Genomic DNA, 15,097 nt, shown 5'->3' on the forward strand with positions numbered 1-15,097 from the left:
ATGCCGGGCGGCCTGTGGGCGGAACTGACCGACCTGGTGCTGCCGGTGGAGTGCGCCGGCTGCCGGGGCCGGGGCGCACTGCGGTACGGCGTCTGTGCCGACTGCGCGGCCACCCTGGAGGCGTTGCGTCCGGTCCCGGTCCGCCCCGATCCGGCACCCGGCGGGCTGCCGCCCTGCGTCGCCCTGGGCGGGTACGGCGGGGTGCTCCGGGAGCTGCTGCTGGCGTACAAGGAACGGGGCCGGCACGGGCTGGCCCGACCGCTGGGCGGCCTGCTGGCCGACGTGGTGGCGACGGCGGTCGGTGCGGTCCGGCCGGTGCTGCTGGTGCCGGTGCCGGACACCGCCGCGGCGGCCCGCGCCCGGTACGGCGACCATCTGGGGCGGCTGACCCGGCACACGGCGGCCCGGCTGCGGACGGCGGGCTGGCCGGTGCGGGTGCGTCGGCCGGTGCGGGCGCTGCCCCGTCCCGACTCGGTGGAGCTGGACCGCGCCGGCCGGGCGGCGGTCGCCGCGTCGGCGTTCCGGCTGCGGGCCTGGCCGCCGGTCGGCCCGGTCGGCCCGGAGGTGGCGGTGGTGGTGCTGGACGACATCCTCACCACCGGGGCCACCCTGGCGGCGGTGGCCCGGACGCTGGGCGCGGCCGGGCTGTCACCGACGGTCGCGGCGGTGCTGGCGGCGACCCGACGGCGCTCCCGTTCGTGACGCTGAGTGACGTCGATTCACCCCATCGTGGGGGAGGTGTGAAAATTTCTTGTCGGTCGTGACAACGAGGGGTGACTGCTGGGCAAGGAGGAGTTAGCGTTTCGGTGTCGGGGGTAGGAGGGTTCCCACCCACCCGCTCCCGGCGGTGAGAGGAGGCGTAGCCGTACCAACACCGGTCGACGCCGAACGGGTGCTCCCAGGGTCGACCGGGTCAGGATCTTCTAGACCATCCGATCGAGGGAGGTCACATGGACATCGTGGTCAAGGGCCGTAACGTCGAAGTGCCGGACCATTACCGGGTACACGTAGCAGAGAAGCTCGCGAAGATCGAGCGCTACGACCACAAGCTCATTCGTGTCGATGTCGAGCTGTTCCACGAGCGCAACCCCCGCCAGGCGGACCACTGCCAGCGCGTCGAGATCACCTGCGTCTCCCGCGGGCCGGTGGTCCGGGCGGAGGCCTGCACGAGCGACTTCTACAGCGCACTCGACGCCGCCATCGCCAAACTGGACACCCGGTTCCGTCGGGCAGCCGACCGCCGGCGGGTCCATCGCGGACGGCACGCCCCCATCTCCGTCGCCGCCGCCACCGCCGGGCTACCGGTCGCGGACCTCGGCCAGCCGACGTTCTCCACACCGGCGTCCGGCACCGCCACCGCGGTCGCCGAACGGGCCGACGAGTACGACGACCAGCCCTGGCACATCGCGCGCGAGAAGGTACACGCCGCGCAGCCGATGACCGTCGACGACGCCCTGTTCCAGATGGAACTGGTCGGCCACGACTTCTACCTGTTCCAGAACAAGGAATCCGGCCGCCCCTGCGTGGTCTACCGGCGACGCGCCTACGACTACGGACTCATCTCCCTCGACATCTGAGCCGGCGCGGGGGTCGCGGCACCGCCGCGGCCCCCGTACCACGTCCGCCGACCCGACCACCGGCGAGCCAGGACCGTCAGCCGCCGGCCCGGCCGTCAGAGCAGATCCTCCGGGAGCATCCCGTAGATCGCCGAGTCGACCCGGGTGCCGTCCGGGCCGGGCAACCGGCCGCGCTGCACCCCCTCCGGGCGGAAGCCGACCTTCTCCAGCACCCACTGCGCGGAGACGTTCTCCGGCCGGGTACCGGCCCAGAGCCGGGCGATCCCCGCCGTGTCGAACGCCCAACCGGCCAGCAGCCGTACGCCCCGGGTGAGCAGGCCGCGTCCCCGCCACTCGGGCAGCATGCTCGCGCCGAACATGGCCTGCCCGGTGACCGGCTCGTCGTACCGCAGTGCCAGGCCGCCGCCGACCTCGCCGCTGGCCGCGTCCACGACCAGCAGGTCCGCCCCGGTACCGAGCAGCCAGTTGCTCTCCGCCAGTTGGCACCGGCGGGCGATGTCGGCCCGGCCCGGCGGCTCCGGCGGCACCCGGTTGGCGACCACCTCGGGCAGGCTGTGCAGCCGGTACATGACGTCGACGTCGTCCGGTCCGACCATCCGTAGCCGCACCACACCGTCACCGAGCCCGTCGGCGGGCAGGTCCGGCAGCGGGCGGGGGGCCGGCCCGTCCGGGTCACCGGCGAGGCGGACCCAGGCGAGCAGGTCACGTCGGTCACCGTCGGCGTGCCGGCTGGCGGCCCGGCGTACCCCCTCGTGGCGGTAGCCGGCGGCGAGCGCGACCCGCTGGCTGGCCGCGTTCTCCGGCTGGGTGAGCAGCTCCAGCCGGACGAATCCGCTGGCCAGGGCGTGTGCGGTGAGGGCCCGGGTGGCGGCGGAGGCGACGCCGCGCCCGCGCGCCCACGGGGCCACCCAGTAGCCGATCTCGGCCTGGTCGCGCAGGGCCACCACCCGGTCCAGGCCGACCGCGCCGAGCAGCCGGTCCGACTCCGGGTCGGCGATCGCGTACGCGGCCCCGCCCCGGGCCCAGGTCGCCGGATCGCCCTCGGTGAGCCACCAGCGGGCGTCCGCCTCGGTGTACGGGTGCGGCAGCCCGCCCAGGAACCGCTGGGTGAGCGGGTCGGCGCAGCCGGCGGCGATGTCGGCGAGGTCGCTGTCCCGGTACGGCCGCAGCCGCACCCCGTCGCCCTCGATCACCTGTGGTTCCATCTCGTTCCTCCCGTTCGATCCCCGTGTCAGGCCGGGCGGTGTCCGGCCAGGTCCTCGGCGACGACCGCGCCCACCCAGGCGTCGACCCGGGTGTCCCGGTACGGGATGGCGGCCCGCGCGGTGCCCTCCATCCGGAAGCCGGCCTTCTCGGCGGCTCGCCGGGAGGCGGTGTTGCCGACGTTGGCCCGCCACTCGATCCGGGCCAGCCCGAGCGTGGTGAAACCCCAGGCGGTCAGCGCGGCCAGCGCGGCGGGCAGGTAGCCCCGGCCCCGGGCGTGCGGCGCGGTCAGGAAACCCACGTCGCCCAGCGCCGGTTCGACCGGGGAGATCCGCAGGTCCACGTTGCCCACGTAGGCGTCGTCCGGGTCGGCGATGGTGAAGCAGGCGGCCCGGCCGGCGGCCCAGGAGGACCGGTGGTAGGCGAGGTACCGCTGCGCGTCGGAGTGCCGGTACGGGTCGGGCACGCTGGTCCAGCGGATCGACTCCGGGTCCCGGCAGGTCGTCGCCAGGGCGTCGAGGTCGCGTTCGTCCATCGCCCGTAGCCGCAGTTCGACGCCGCGTACGGTGGCGAACAGCTCGGGGTGCGGCCGGCCGAAGACCGCCGCCCGGCGGGCGTCCAGGCTGCCCGGACCGGCGGGGCCGACCGCGCCGGGCTCGGGGACCTCGCCGGGCAGCAGCGAGCCGATCCAGGCGTCCGGGCCGCCGTCGTCGGCCGGGTCGGCCAGCCGGAGCTGCCCCTCGACCCGGAACCCGGCGCGCAGCGCGGCCAGCCGGGAACCGTGGTTGCCCAGTTCGGCCTGCCAGACCAGCCGGCGCAGGCCGAGCTTCCCGAACCCCCAGCGGGCGACCGCCCGGGTGGCCCGCGCGGCCACGTTCCGGCCCCGGGCCCACGGGGCGGTCCAGTAGCCGATCTCCGCGGAGCGGAGGGCGTGGTGGACGGAGACCAGTCCGCAGGAGCCGAGGAGCTGGCCGGTGTCGGCGGCGCAGACCGCGAACGCCGCCGAGGTCCCGGCGGACCAGCCGGCGGGGGACACCTCGGTCACGAACCCGAGGGCGTGCTCGGGCAGGTACGGGCGGGGTACGGTGGTCCAGCGCTGGATGTCCGGGTCCTGGCAGGCCCGATGCACGTCGTCGGCGTCCGTGGCCCGCCACGGGCGCAGCAGAAGGCCGTCCTCGATGATCTCCACAGGCTCCACGGAGTCATCGTGCCCGACCGTTCGCGCTGGGCGTAACCGCATATCCGGGCCCTCGTGTGCGGCACGCCTCTTATGTCGGGTTCCGTGAAGCCTACGTACGCCACCAGTGACCATTGCGCCGATGGAGCGCCTACGATGGTTCGAGACTGTCTAGGGGAGCGTTGATCCGTGTCGATTCTGGAAAAGGTCCTTCGCGCCGGCGAGGGCCGCATGGTGCGCCGGTTGAAGGCCATCGCCAACGCCGTCAACTCGATCGAGGACGACTACGTCAACCTCACCGACGACGAGCTGCGCGACATGACCGACCAGTTCAAGGAGCGGATCGCCGACGGCGAGTCCCTCGACGACCTGCTGCCGGAGGCGTTCGCGGTGTGCCGGGAGGCCGCCGCCCGGGTGCTCGGCCAGCGGCCGTACGACGTCCAGGTGATGGGTGGCGCGGCGCTGCACTTCGGCAACATCGCCGAGATGAAGACCGGTGAGGGCAAGACCCTGACCTCGGTCATGCCGGTGTACCTCAACGCTCTCTCCGGCCTCGGCGTGCACGTGGTCACGGTCAACGACTACCTCGCCCAGCGGGACGCCGAGTGGATGGGCCGGGTGCACGAGTTCCTCGGCCTGACCGTCGGCGTGGTCCTGCCGAACCGGCCCGCCGCCGAGCACCGCGCCGCGTACGAGTGCGACATCACGTACGGCACCAACAACGAGTTCGGCTTCGACTACCTGCGTGACAACATGGCCTGGTCGAGGGACGAGTTGGTCCAGCGCGGGCACAACTTCGCGGTGGTCGACGAGGTCGACTCGATCCTCATCGACGAGGCCCGGACCCCGTTGATCATCTCCGGCCCGGCCGAGCACTCCGCCCGCTGGTACGGCGAGTTCGCCGCCGTGGTGGCCCGGCTCCAGGCCGGCAAGGACGGCGAGGGCGACTACGAGGTCGACCACGCCAAGCGCACCATCGCGGTCACCGAGCGCGGCGTCGCCAAGGTCGAGGACCGGCTCGGCATCGACAACCTGTACGAGTCGGTGAACACCCCGCTGGTCGGCTACCTGAACAACGCGATCAAGGCCAAGGAGCTCTACAAGCGGGACAAGGACTACATCGTCAGCGACGGTGAGGTCCTGATCGTCGACGAGTTCACCGGTCGTATCCTGCACGGCCGCCGGTACAACGAGGGCATGCACCAGGCGATCGAGGCCAAGGAGGGGGTGGAGATCAAGCAGGAGAACCAGACCCTGGCCACCATCACCCTCCAGAACTACTTCCGCCTCTACACCAAGCTGTCCGGCATGACCGGTACCGCCCAGACCGAGGCGGGCGAGTTCAACAAGGTCTACAAGGTCGGCGTGGTGAGCATCCCGACCCACCGGCCGATGGTCCGGCAGGACAAGGCCGACGTGATCTACAAGACCGAGAAGGCCAAGTTCAACGCGGTCATCGAGGACATCGCCGAGCGCCACCAGGCGGGGCAGCCGGTGCTGGTCGGCACGGTCTCGGTGGAGAACTCCGAGATCCTGTCCACCCTGCTGCGCCGGCGCGGCATCCCGCACGCGGTGCTGAACGCGAAGTTCCACGCCCGGGAAGCGGAGATCGTCGCCCAGGCCGGTCGTAAGGGCGCGGTCACCGTCGCCACCAACATGGCCGGCCGTGGTACGGACATCCTGCTCGGCGGCAACCCCGAGTTCCTCGCCGCCAACGAGCTGCGGCAGCGCGGGCTGGACCCGGCCGAGCAGCCGGAGGAGTGGGCCAAGGCGCTGGAGGAGGTCCTGCCGCAGTGGAAGCAGGCCTGCGACGCCGAGGCCGAGGAGGTCGCCGGCGCCGGCGGGCTCTACGTGCTCGGCACCGAGCGGCACGAGTCGCGGCGGATCGACGACCAGCTCCGCGGCCGGTCCGGCCGGCAGGGTGACCCGGGCGAGTCCCGCTTCTACCTCTCCCTCCAGGACGACCTGATGAAGCGGTTCCGGGCCGGCGCGGTCGAGGCGGTGATGGAGCGCTTCAACATCCCCGAGGACGTGCCCATCGAGTCGAAGATGGTCACCCGCCAGATCCGCAGCGCCCAGGCCCAGATCGAGGGCCAGAACGCCGAGATCCGGAAGAACGTCCTCAAGTACGACGAGGTGATGAACAAGCAGCGCCAGGTGGTCTACGCCGAGCGGCTGCGGGTGCTCAACGGCGAGGACCTCTCCGACCAGGTCCGCAACATGATCGACGACGTGGTCGGGGCGTACGTGGTGGGCGCCACCTCCGACGGCTACGCCGAGGACTGGGACCTCGAACAGCTCTGGACCAACCTCAAGCAGCTCTACCCGGTGGGTGTCACCATCGACGAGCTGGCCGAGGAGGCCGGTGGCTCCCGCGCCGGCCTCGACCAGGACTTCCTGGTCAGCCGGCTCAAGGAGGACGCGCACGCCGCGTACGACCGCCGGGAGGAGACCCTCGGCACCGAGGCGGTCCGCCAGCTCGAACGGATGGTCCTGCTCCAGGTCATCGACCGCAAGTGGCGCGAGCACCTGTACGAGATGGACTACCTCCAGGAGGGCATCAGCCTGCGGGCGTACGCCCAGCGCGACCCGGTGGTGGAGTACCAGCGCGAGGGCTTCGACATGTTCGCCACCATGATGGACGGCATCAAGGAGGAGACGGTCGGCTTCCTCTACAACCTGGAGGTCCAGGTCGAGGAGCCCACGCCGGAGCCGGAGCAGGTCGCGCTGCTGGAGAAGCCGGTCGAGATCCGGGCCAAGGGCCTCAACCGGGCTCCGCAGCAGCAGGGCCTGCAGTACTCCGCCCCGACCATCGACGGCGAGGCCGGCGCGGGCGCGGTGGCGGTGGAACGGCCCGAGGAGGAGCCGCCCCGGCAGTCCGCCCCGGCGCTCGGGCTGGGCGGGCCGAGCCCGGCGGGTCCGCCGCGGGGTGCCGCCCCGCAGCGTCCGGCGGCCGGGCTGCGCGGCCCGGCCCCGATGCCGAGCGCGGCCCGGCGGGCGGCGACCGGTCAGGCGGAGGCGGGCAACGGCCCGTCCCGGAACGCGCCCTGCCCGTGCGGCTCCGGCCGCAAGTACAAGCGCTGCCACGGCTCGCCCAACGGCGGCAACTGACCCGGCGCCACCTCACACAGCACGCCCGAGGGGCGGCCACCACACCCGGTGGCCGCCCCTCGGCGCGTCCGCCGGCCCCGGCTGTCGGCGCGTCCGCCGGCCCCGGCTGTCGGCGCGCCGGGGCAGGTCAGGTCAGAGGATGTGCAGGACCAGACAGATCCAGCCGGGCGCGCGGCGTTCGAGGCGTACCGCCATCGCCCAGCTCCGTCCGGAGGGTACGGCGAGCACCGCGGCGGCCTCGATGACGTCGGGTCTGGGCTGGCAGACCCGGAGCCGGCGCAGCCGCACCACGGGACGCGTCGAGCGGCGTCGGACCGGCCCGAGCCGGGCGATCGCCCCGGCCAGTTGCTCCAGCACGGCGGTGGTACGGGTCGGGTCGGTGAGGATCCGTAGCTGGGTGGGGGGCCGGTGGCCGTTGAGCACCTCGACGCAGGTGCCGACGAAGCGGTGGGCCACCCGGGTGGCCTCGGCGGTGGCGGTGGCGGGCACCCCGACGGCCGGAGCGGTGGGGCGTGCCGGTCGAGGGGCCACCGGCCGGCGGGTGGGTCGGGCGGCCGGCCGACCGGGTGCGGGACGGACGCCTCCGGTGAGGTCGAGCGCGAGCTGGGTGGCGGACGGACGGGGCCAGAGGTCGGCGAGCTGGTCGTCGGCGAAGGGCGGGTCGAGCGGGGGCGCGGGGCGTAACCGCACCGGGGGACGCGGCGGCACCGGACGGCGGGAGTCGACCATCAGATCCCCCTGATTCTTTTGTTTTCCTACGTTTGCCTCCGACAGCTTTCATCTTCGAGCATCGAGACGCTTCGGTCAATGTCGATCGGTGAACGGCCGGTTACCCCTCGGCTACCCGTCGGTGTCCCGCTCGACCAGCGGGTTGGCCCTGATCCACTCGGCTGTCTCCGCGTACGCGCGTTGGATGTACTCCTCCAGCCGGGCCCGTTCCACCCGCCACTGTCCCCGACCGCCGATCTTGATCGCGGGCAGGTCGCCGCTACGTACCAGGTGGTAGACCTGCGAGTCGGAGACGTTCAACTCGGCCGCCACCTCGGACAGCAGGAGGAACCTCGGTTCCATCTCAGACCCCTCTGGTCGCCGGCGTTTGCATCAGTTTGCCACCGGTCGGCCCGATGACCCACCGGGCTCGTGGCGGGGTGGCTTCCCGGGGGCCGCCAGGGGGTGTATTACGGTCACGGCGCTGGCACGGCCGACGTCCCGACCCCGGTACGTCGCAGCCGGCCGGCCGGAGAGGGCGGGGAGACCAACGGTGAACGACGATCTTGTCCGGGTGTACGTGCCGGCGACCGTGCCGATGCTGGCCCGCCTGCCTGAGCAGGGCCTGCCGGCCGGGGAGGCGCACGCGGTCACCCCGGCCCTGCGGGAGTGGTACGCCGAGGGCGACGAGGAGGAGCTGGAGTACGTCGCGTTCACCCGGGCCGCCCAGGACGCGTTGCGCCTGCTGCACGACGACCCGTCCGCGCCCCGCCGCCGGGTGGTGGTCTCGGTGGACCTGCCGGCCGGCCTGGTGGGCCGTGGTGACCAGGCGCTCGGGGCCAGCACCGTACGCCTCGACCAGCCGGTCCCGGTCCGGGCGGTGGCCGCCGTGCACGTGGACGGCGACGAGGCGACCGGTGACGTGGCCGCCGCGGCGGCGGTGGTGATGGAGGCGCTGGCCGGTGACCAGGACGCCCAGTTCACCGTCGACGGCGCGGAGGATCACGAGCTGGAGTGGTACGACGTCACCGAGCTGGAGCTGCTGCTGCGTACCGTCTCCTGACCGCTCAGCGGGCGGCGGCGGACCCCTCGTCGGCGTCCTCGTCGCTCAGGTCGCGGCGGACGCCCCGTCGGCGTCCTCCTCGTCGTCAGCGGCGGGGGCCGGGCCGAGGGTGCGCCCGAAGGCGATCAGCGCGGTGAGCGCCCCGACGAACAGCACCCAGATCCCGTTGTCGATCCGGGAGGTGCCGAGGGTGGTCTGGGCCACCGCGTCCGCCTCGCTGAGCGCGCCGGCCAGGTCGAGCAGCGAACGCCCGCCGATCCGGATGATCACCTCGGTGAGCAGCAGGAGCAGCCCGGCCCCCGCCCCGGCGACCAGGTACCCGGGCCAGCGCCCGGCCGGGGCGTCCGGGTCGCGGCGCAGCGCCCGGCGGCGGGCCAGCCGCAGGTAGCCGAAGGCGAGCAGCCCGGCCAGCAGCCCGGCGGCCAGCGACTCGGTGCGGGACACCCAACGGGCCGCGTCGACCATCGCCTCCTGGGTGCCCTCGCCCCCGTACAGGACGAAGAGCCGGTCGCGGAGCTGGCTGAACGCCACCACGAAGACCAGGACGGCGAGGGTGCCGGTGACCACGGCCCCGACCACCGGGGCGTTGCGGGCCCCGGCGAGCGCGCCCCCGACGACGGCCGCGGCGGCGGTGCTGCCGGCGATCACGTTCGTGGTGGCGTTGTCGGCGTAGAACAGGTTGATCGCCACCGCGGTGGCCGACCCGACGAGCAGGCCGGCACCGACGGCCACCACGAACCGTAGGGTGGCCCGGTCGGCACCCCGGCGGGTGAGCAGGTTCGTCACCGCCAGCGCGATGCCGGCCCCGGCCACCAGTGCGGCCGAGATCACCCCGGGCAGGGCGTACGCGGAGAGGCTGATCGCCGTCACGCCGGCCTGGGCGGAGTCGATCGCGGCCCGGGTGGACCAGAGCATCGCGGTCAGCCAGCCCGCCGCGAGGACCGCCAGCAGCAGCGCCCCGGGCGCGCCCGGGGCCGCGGTGACGCCGGGCCCGTCCGTGGTCGCCCGCTCGTCGGCCCGCCCGGCGTCGACCGGTTGCTTCCGGTCCACGTCGGTGGCGGCGGCGTCGACCGGCTGGTCCGGTTCCGCCCGGGTGCCGGCGTCGACGGGCCGGTCCGGTTCCGCCCGGGTACCGGTGGTGACGGGCTGGTCCGGGTGCGCGGCCGTGGAGCTGCCGGGCTGCTGGGTCATCGTCTCCCCTTCGAGGCGGGCGCACGCCGGCGCGACACCGGTACGACACGGCGGCGCGGCGGGCAGGTCACCGGCCACCCAGGGTACGCGCCCGCCGGAGCCGGCCCGGTCGGGCGGCGACCGGCTAGGTGGGCGGGGCGGCGCGTGAAAGAATCGCCGCAGGTCCCGTCGCCGTGATCCGGTGAGGCGTCGACGCCCGGCGGCCGGCTGTCCAGCCGGTGGTCGCGGGGCCGGTTTCGCCACCGCCGTCGAGATCGCCAGGAGCTGTGATGGACGCCGTGTTCTCCGTACCCGAGCCGCGCAACGAGCCGGTACGCACCTACGAGCCGGGTAGCGCCGACCGGGAGCGGCTCCAGAAGCGGCTCACCGAACTGGCCGCCGAGCGGCTGGACCTGACCATGACCATCGCCGGCGAGCAGCGGATGGCCGCCGGCGGGCGGATCGACGTGGTGCAGCCGCACCGGCACGCGCACGTGCTGGGGGTCACCGGGCACGCCGACCAGGCCGACGCGCGGGCCGCGGTGAAGGCGGCCCTGGACGCCGCCCCGATGTGGCGGGCGCTGCCGTTCGAGGAGCGGGCGGCGATCTTCCTGCGGGCCGCCGAGCTGCTGGCCGGGCCGTGGCGGGACACGTTGAACGCGGCCACCATGCTCGGTCAGTCCAAGACCGTGGTCCAGGCGGAGATCGACTCGGCCTGCGAGTTCGTCGACTTCCTGCGGTTCAACGTGCACTTCGCCCGGAAGCTGCTCGAGGAGCAGCCGCTGTCGTCGCCGGGGGTGTGGAACCGGTTCGACCACCGGCCGCTGGAGGGCTTCGTCTACGCGATCACCCCGTTCAACTTCACCGCGATCGCCGGCAACCTGCCGTCGGCCCCGGCGCTGCTGGGCAACACGGTGGTCTGGAAGCCGGCCCCGACGCAGCAGTTCGCGGCGCACTTCACCATGCGGCTGTTCGAGGCGGCCGGCCTGCCCCCCGGCGTGATCAACATGGTCACCGGGCGGGGTGAGGAGGTCTCCGAGGTGGTCCTCGCCGACCCGGACCTGGCCGGCATCCACTTCACCGGTTCGACCAAGGTGTTCCAGCACCTCTGGCGGACGGTGGGGGAGAACATCGCCCGGTACCGGGGCTACCCCCGGCTGGTCGGCGAGACCGGCGGCAAGGACTTCGTGGTGGCGCACTCCAGCGCGGACGTGGACGCCCTGCACACCGCCCTGATCCGGGGCGCGTACGAGTACCAGGGGCAGAAGTGCTCGGCGGCGTCCCGGGCGTACGTGCCGCGCTCCATCTGGGAGGGCGGGCTGCGGGACCGGCTGGCGGCCACCGCCGAGTCGCTGACCTACGGCGACGTGACGGACCTCTCGAACTTCGGCGGCGCGGTGATCGACGCGAAGGCGTACGACCGGCACACCGCCGCACTGGAGCTGATCAACTCCGACGACGCGTGCCGGGTGCTGGCCGGTGGCACCGCCGACGACTCGGTCGGGTGGTTCGTCCGGCCGACGCTGTTCGAGTGCACCGACGGCGCGCACGAGACCTTCACCACGGAGTACTTCGGGCCGATCCTCGGCGTGCACGTCTTCGACGACGCCCGCTTCGACGACGTGGTGGCCCAGGCCGAGTCGGTCGCGCCGTACGCGCTGACCGGGTCGATCTTCGCCAACGACCGGCGGGTGGTGGACGCGGTGGCGGAGAAGATGCGGTACGCGGCCGGCAACTTCTACGTCAACGACAAGCCGACCGGGGCGGTGGTCGGGCAGCAGCCGTTCGGTGGTGCCCGGGCCAGCGGCACCAACGACAAGGCGGGCTCCTGGCACAACCTGGTCCGCTGGATGTCCCCCCGGACGATCAAGGAGACGTTCGTCCCGCCGACCGACCACGGCTACCCGCACATGGGCTGAGCCTGTCGGGCGTCCGACGCCCCGACCGACCCGTCGCCGACGGGCCGTCCCCCGCCGGGCTCCGGTGGGCGGGCGGCCCGTCGGTGTGGTGTGCGCGACCTCTCAGGAGGGTTTGGGAGCGGTCCGGGGTGTCCGGTGGATCCGGCTGGGGCGGCCCGACCGGCCGGCGGGGCCGGGCCCCGGGGCCGGCGGGCCGGCTCCGGGAGTGGCGCGCCGAGGCGGAATACCGTCGAAACCGGACAGCGAACCCAGCCGGTCGTATACTCTACGTGACGAAATGATCATCGCGTGCGGTCACTTGCAGTGCCGCAACTCATCGATTCTCCTCAATGGACTGTCGTGCGCCGACAGTGCACTTAGGAAGTCACCACGAGTGGTGATTGTGGCAAATCCTGGACGCCGGGTCTGCAAAGTGGCAGCGTAATGGGCATGGCGGATTCCGGAATCAATCCCACAGCGGCGGCCCTGCTCGGGCTGCTCCACGAGGGTCCCATGACAGGCGGCCAACTGATGGCCGCCGCCGAGCGCCGACTGGCGCCCTACTGGTCGATGACCCGCAGTCAGGTCTACCGAGAGTTGCCGGTGTTGGCCGAACGCGGACTGGTGCGGATGGGCAAACCCGGCCCACGCTCCAGCCAGCCGTACGCCATCACACCGTCCGGAAAACGGACATTCTCCCGCTGGCTCGCCGAAGGGCCGGGCCGGGACACCGTCCGGAACCCGGTCGCGCTGCGGATCGCCTTCGGCGAGCTGCACTCGGCCAGCCAACTGCGCAACCTCTACACCTCGGCGAACGAGTACCACACCGAGGCGCTGGCGCACGTACGCGAGCAGGTCAAGAACGCGAAGAAGGAGGGCGCGTCGTTCGACGCGAGCGCCCTGGAGTTCGCGGTCGCGTACCACAAGGCCGCGCTCTCCTGGCTGAAGAACGCCCCGGTCCCCGGCTGAGCGCCGATCCGCCACGGCCTCCGTCCGCCGGCTGCGGGGTGGGTCCGCTGCCCACCCCCACGGCGTTCCCCTCGCCGGCCACCCCCGGCCGCCCCGCGCACGGCAACGGGTCCCGTCCCGGCCGTGCCGGTCGTGCGTGCGGGTCCCGGTTCGGTCGTTCCGGTCGTGCGGTGCGGGTCCCGGCCGGTCGTCCCGGCCGTACGGTGCGGCTTTCCGGTGCACGACGCGGGCCTCGGAGGGTCCGCTCCCGTCCACGCCGGTACGCTTGGCTGTCGTGACCGCTGCCGATTACGCCGAACAGCTCAAGGAACTCGACGCGACCCTGCGCAACATCGAGGCCGTCCTCAACCTCGACCGCTTGCACGAGGACAAGGCCCGCCTCGAGCAGGAGGCCTCCGCCCCGGACCTCTGGGACGACCAGGCCCGTGCCCAGCAGGTGACCTCCCAGCTGTCGTACGTCAACGGCGAGATCAGCAAGCTGGGCAGCCTGCGCTCCCGGCTCGACGACGCCCGCGTGCTGCTCGAACTGGCCGAGGCCGAGTCGGACGCCGGGGTGCTCACCGAGGTGGAGACCGAGATCACCGGGCTGACCAAGGCGATCCAGGAGATGGAGGTCCGCACCCTGCTCTCCGGCGAGTACGACTCCCGGGAGGCGCTGGTGGCGATCCGCGCCGGGGCCGGTGGCGTGGACGCCGCGGACTTCGCCGAGATGCTGCTGCGGATGTACCTGCGCTGGGCCGAGCGGCACGGCTACCCGACCGAGGTCTACGAGACCTCGTACGCCGAGGAGGCCGGCCTGAAGTCGGCCACCTTCGCGGTGAAGGTGCCCTACGCGTACGGGACGCTCAGCGTGGAGTCCGGCACCCACCGGCTGGTGCGGATCAGCCCGTTCGACAACCAGGGGCGGCGGCAGACCAGCTTCGCCGGGGTGGAGGTGCTGCCGGTCACCGAGCAGACCGACCACATCGACATCCCCGAGAACGAGATGCGGATCGACGTCTACCGGTCGTCCGGGCCGGGCGGGCAGAGCGTCAACACCACCGACTCCGCGGTGCGGATCACCCACATCCCGACCGGGATCGTGGTGACCTGCCAGAACGAGAAGTCCCAGCTTCAGAACAAGGCGTCCGCGCTGCGGGTGCTCCAGGCCCGGCTGCTGGAACGCAAGCGCCAGGAGGAGCAGGCCAAGCTGGAGGGGCTCAAGACCGACGCCGCCGGCTCGTGGGGCGACCAGATGCGCTCGTACGTCCTGCACCCGTATCAGATGGTGAAGGATCTGCGTACCGAGCAGGAGACGGGCAATCCGAGCGCCGTTTTCGACGGTGAACTGGACTCCTTCATCGAAGCCGGCATCCGGTGGCGGAAGCAGCAGCAACTCGCCGCTGACGCTGTGTAACCGGATCTGGGCGGAGCGCAGTGGTCGATCTTCGCTTAACCCGCTAAATCGGCGACACCACGGCGATCGGCGGGGCGTGGGGGACGCCCCGCCAGTCACACGGCGTAGACTCCCCTTCCGTGATTCAGCTTGAGCAAGTGACGAAGACGTACCCGAAGGCGTCCCGCCCGTCGCTCGACAACGTGTCCGTCTCGATCGAGAAGGGCGAGTTCGTCTTCTTCATCGGCCCTTCCGGCTCCGGCAAGTCCACCATCATCAAGCTGCTGCTGCACGAGGTCACCCCCAACAAGGGCAAGGTCATCGTGAACAGCAAGGACGTCACGTCGATGCGGTCCTGGAAGCGGCCGCACTTCCGGCGCTCCATCGGCTGCGTGTTCCAGGACTTCCGGCTGCTGCCCAACCGCACCGCGTACGAGAACGTGGCGTTCGCCCTCGAGGTGATCGGCAAGACCAAGGCGGTGGCCCGCCGGGTCGTCCCCGAGGTGCTGGAGCTGGTCGGTCTGGGCGGCAAGGAGCACCGGTACCCGCACGAGCTCTCCGGTGGTGAGCAGCAGCGGGTCGCGGTGGCGCGGGCGTTCGTGAACCGTCCGCTGATCCTGCTCGCGGACGAGCCGACCGGAAACCTGGACCCGGACACCTCCATCGAGATCATGCGTCTGTTGGACCGGATCAACCGCACCGGCACCACCGTCGTGATGGTCACGCACGACTCCAACATCGTCAACCAGATGCGGCGCCGGGTCATCGAGATCGAGAGCGGCCGCATCGTGCGAGACCAGGCCCGCGGCGTCTACGGCTGAGCCGGCCATCACCGGGTGGGCCCGG

At 72.5% G+C, this 15,097-nt stretch carries 13 protein-coding genes; 8 read left to right on the top strand and 5 right to left on the bottom strand.

All coding sequences use genetic code 11. From position 1 onward, the window contains the following. Both PVK37_RS11605 and hpf read left to right on the top strand, forming a co-directional pair. On the top strand, positions 1-702 hold the full coding sequence (locus tag PVK37_RS11605) for a ComF family protein (RefSeq protein WP_275033864.1): 702 nt from the start codon (positions 1-3) through the stop codon (positions 700-702). Between the two features lie 248 nt (positions 703-950). Next, on the top strand, positions 951-1,577 hold the full coding sequence (gene hpf, locus PVK37_RS11610; protein ID WP_275033865.1) for a ribosome hibernation-promoting factor, HPF/YfiA family: 627 nt from the start codon (positions 951-953) through the stop codon (positions 1,575-1,577). Between the two features lie 95 nt (positions 1,578-1,672). Here the strand turns inward: hpf and PVK37_RS11615 are convergent, their stop codons facing one another. Together PVK37_RS11615 and PVK37_RS11620 are read right to left on the bottom strand one after the other, a co-directional pair. Continuing rightward, complete coding sequence (locus PVK37_RS11615; protein WP_275033866.1) at positions 1,673-2,782, bottom strand: GNAT family N-acetyltransferase; 1,110 nt, start codon at positions 2,780-2,782, stop codon at positions 1,673-1,675. 26 nt (positions 2,783-2,808) lie between these two features. Beyond that, positions 2,809-3,978, bottom strand: a complete 1,170-nt coding sequence (locus PVK37_RS11620) for a GNAT family N-acetyltransferase (RefSeq protein ID WP_275033867.1) — start codon at positions 3,976-3,978, stop codon at positions 2,809-2,811. 168 nt (positions 3,979-4,146) lie between these two features. Between PVK37_RS11620 and secA the strand changes: the two genes are divergently transcribed. Next, positions 4,147-7,068, top strand: coding sequence for a preprotein translocase subunit SecA (secA, locus tag PVK37_RS11625; RefSeq protein ID WP_275033868.1), 2,922 nt, complete (start codon positions 4,147-4,149; stop codon positions 7,066-7,068). Positions 7,069-7,200: 132 nt separating this feature from the next. On the opposite strand, the gene PVK37_RS11630 is transcribed toward secA, so the two are convergent. Together PVK37_RS11630 and PVK37_RS11635 are read right to left on the bottom strand one after the other, a co-directional pair. Further along, positions 7,201-7,797, bottom strand: a complete 597-nt coding sequence (locus PVK37_RS11630) for an Rv3235 family protein (RefSeq protein ID WP_275033869.1) — start codon at positions 7,795-7,797, stop codon at positions 7,201-7,203. Between the two features lie 111 nt (positions 7,798-7,908). After that, positions 7,909-8,139, bottom strand: coding sequence for a helix-turn-helix transcriptional regulator (locus tag PVK37_RS11635; protein ID WP_275033870.1), 231 nt, complete (start codon positions 8,137-8,139; stop codon positions 7,909-7,911). Between the two features lie 190 nt (positions 8,140-8,329). Here PVK37_RS11635 and PVK37_RS11640 point away from each other — a divergent pair, with 190 nt between their 5' ends. Next, positions 8,330-8,839, top strand: coding sequence for a DUF6912 family protein (locus PVK37_RS11640; RefSeq protein ID WP_275033871.1), 510 nt, complete (start codon positions 8,330-8,332; stop codon positions 8,837-8,839). A gap of 45 nt (positions 8,840-8,884) precedes the next feature. Here the strand turns inward: PVK37_RS11640 and PVK37_RS11645 are convergent, their stop codons facing one another. Next, positions 8,885-10,030, bottom strand: a complete 1,146-nt coding sequence (locus PVK37_RS11645; RefSeq protein WP_275033872.1) for a hypothetical protein — start codon at positions 10,028-10,030, stop codon at positions 8,885-8,887. A 269-nt stretch (positions 10,031-10,299) separates the two neighbouring features. Between PVK37_RS11645 and pruA the strand changes: the two genes are divergently transcribed. The 4 genes from pruA (at position 10,300) to ftsE (ending at position 15,072) form a co-directional block, all read left to right on the top strand. After that, complete coding sequence (gene pruA, locus PVK37_RS11650; RefSeq protein ID WP_275033873.1) at positions 10,300-11,928, top strand: L-glutamate gamma-semialdehyde dehydrogenase; 1,629 nt, start codon at positions 10,300-10,302, stop codon at positions 11,926-11,928. Positions 11,929-12,357: 429 nt separating this feature from the next. Continuing rightward, the gene (locus tag PVK37_RS11655) at positions 12,358-12,876 is read left to right on the top strand and encodes a PadR family transcriptional regulator (RefSeq protein WP_275033874.1); all 519 of its coding nucleotides are present in this window, start codon (positions 12,358-12,360) and stop codon (positions 12,874-12,876) included. A gap of 274 nt (positions 12,877-13,150) precedes the next feature. Next, complete coding sequence (gene prfB, locus PVK37_RS11660; RefSeq protein ID WP_275033875.1) at positions 13,151-14,272, top strand: peptide chain release factor 2; 1,122 nt, start codon at positions 13,151-13,153, stop codon at positions 14,270-14,272. A gap of 119 nt (positions 14,273-14,391) precedes the next feature. Beyond that, positions 14,392-15,072 carry a cell division ATP-binding protein FtsE gene (gene ftsE, locus PVK37_RS11665; protein ID WP_275033876.1) on the top strand — a complete coding sequence of 227 codons (681 nt, stop codon included), beginning with the start codon at positions 14,392-14,394 and terminating at the stop codon, positions 15,070-15,072. The last annotated feature ends 25 nt before the right edge of the window (positions 15,073-15,097 follow it).

Origin of the sequence: Micromonospora cathayae (assembly GCF_028993575.1) — a bacterium.
GTDB classification, from domain to species: domain Bacteria; phylum Actinomycetota; class Actinomycetes; order Mycobacteriales; family Micromonosporaceae; genus Micromonospora; species Micromonospora cathayae.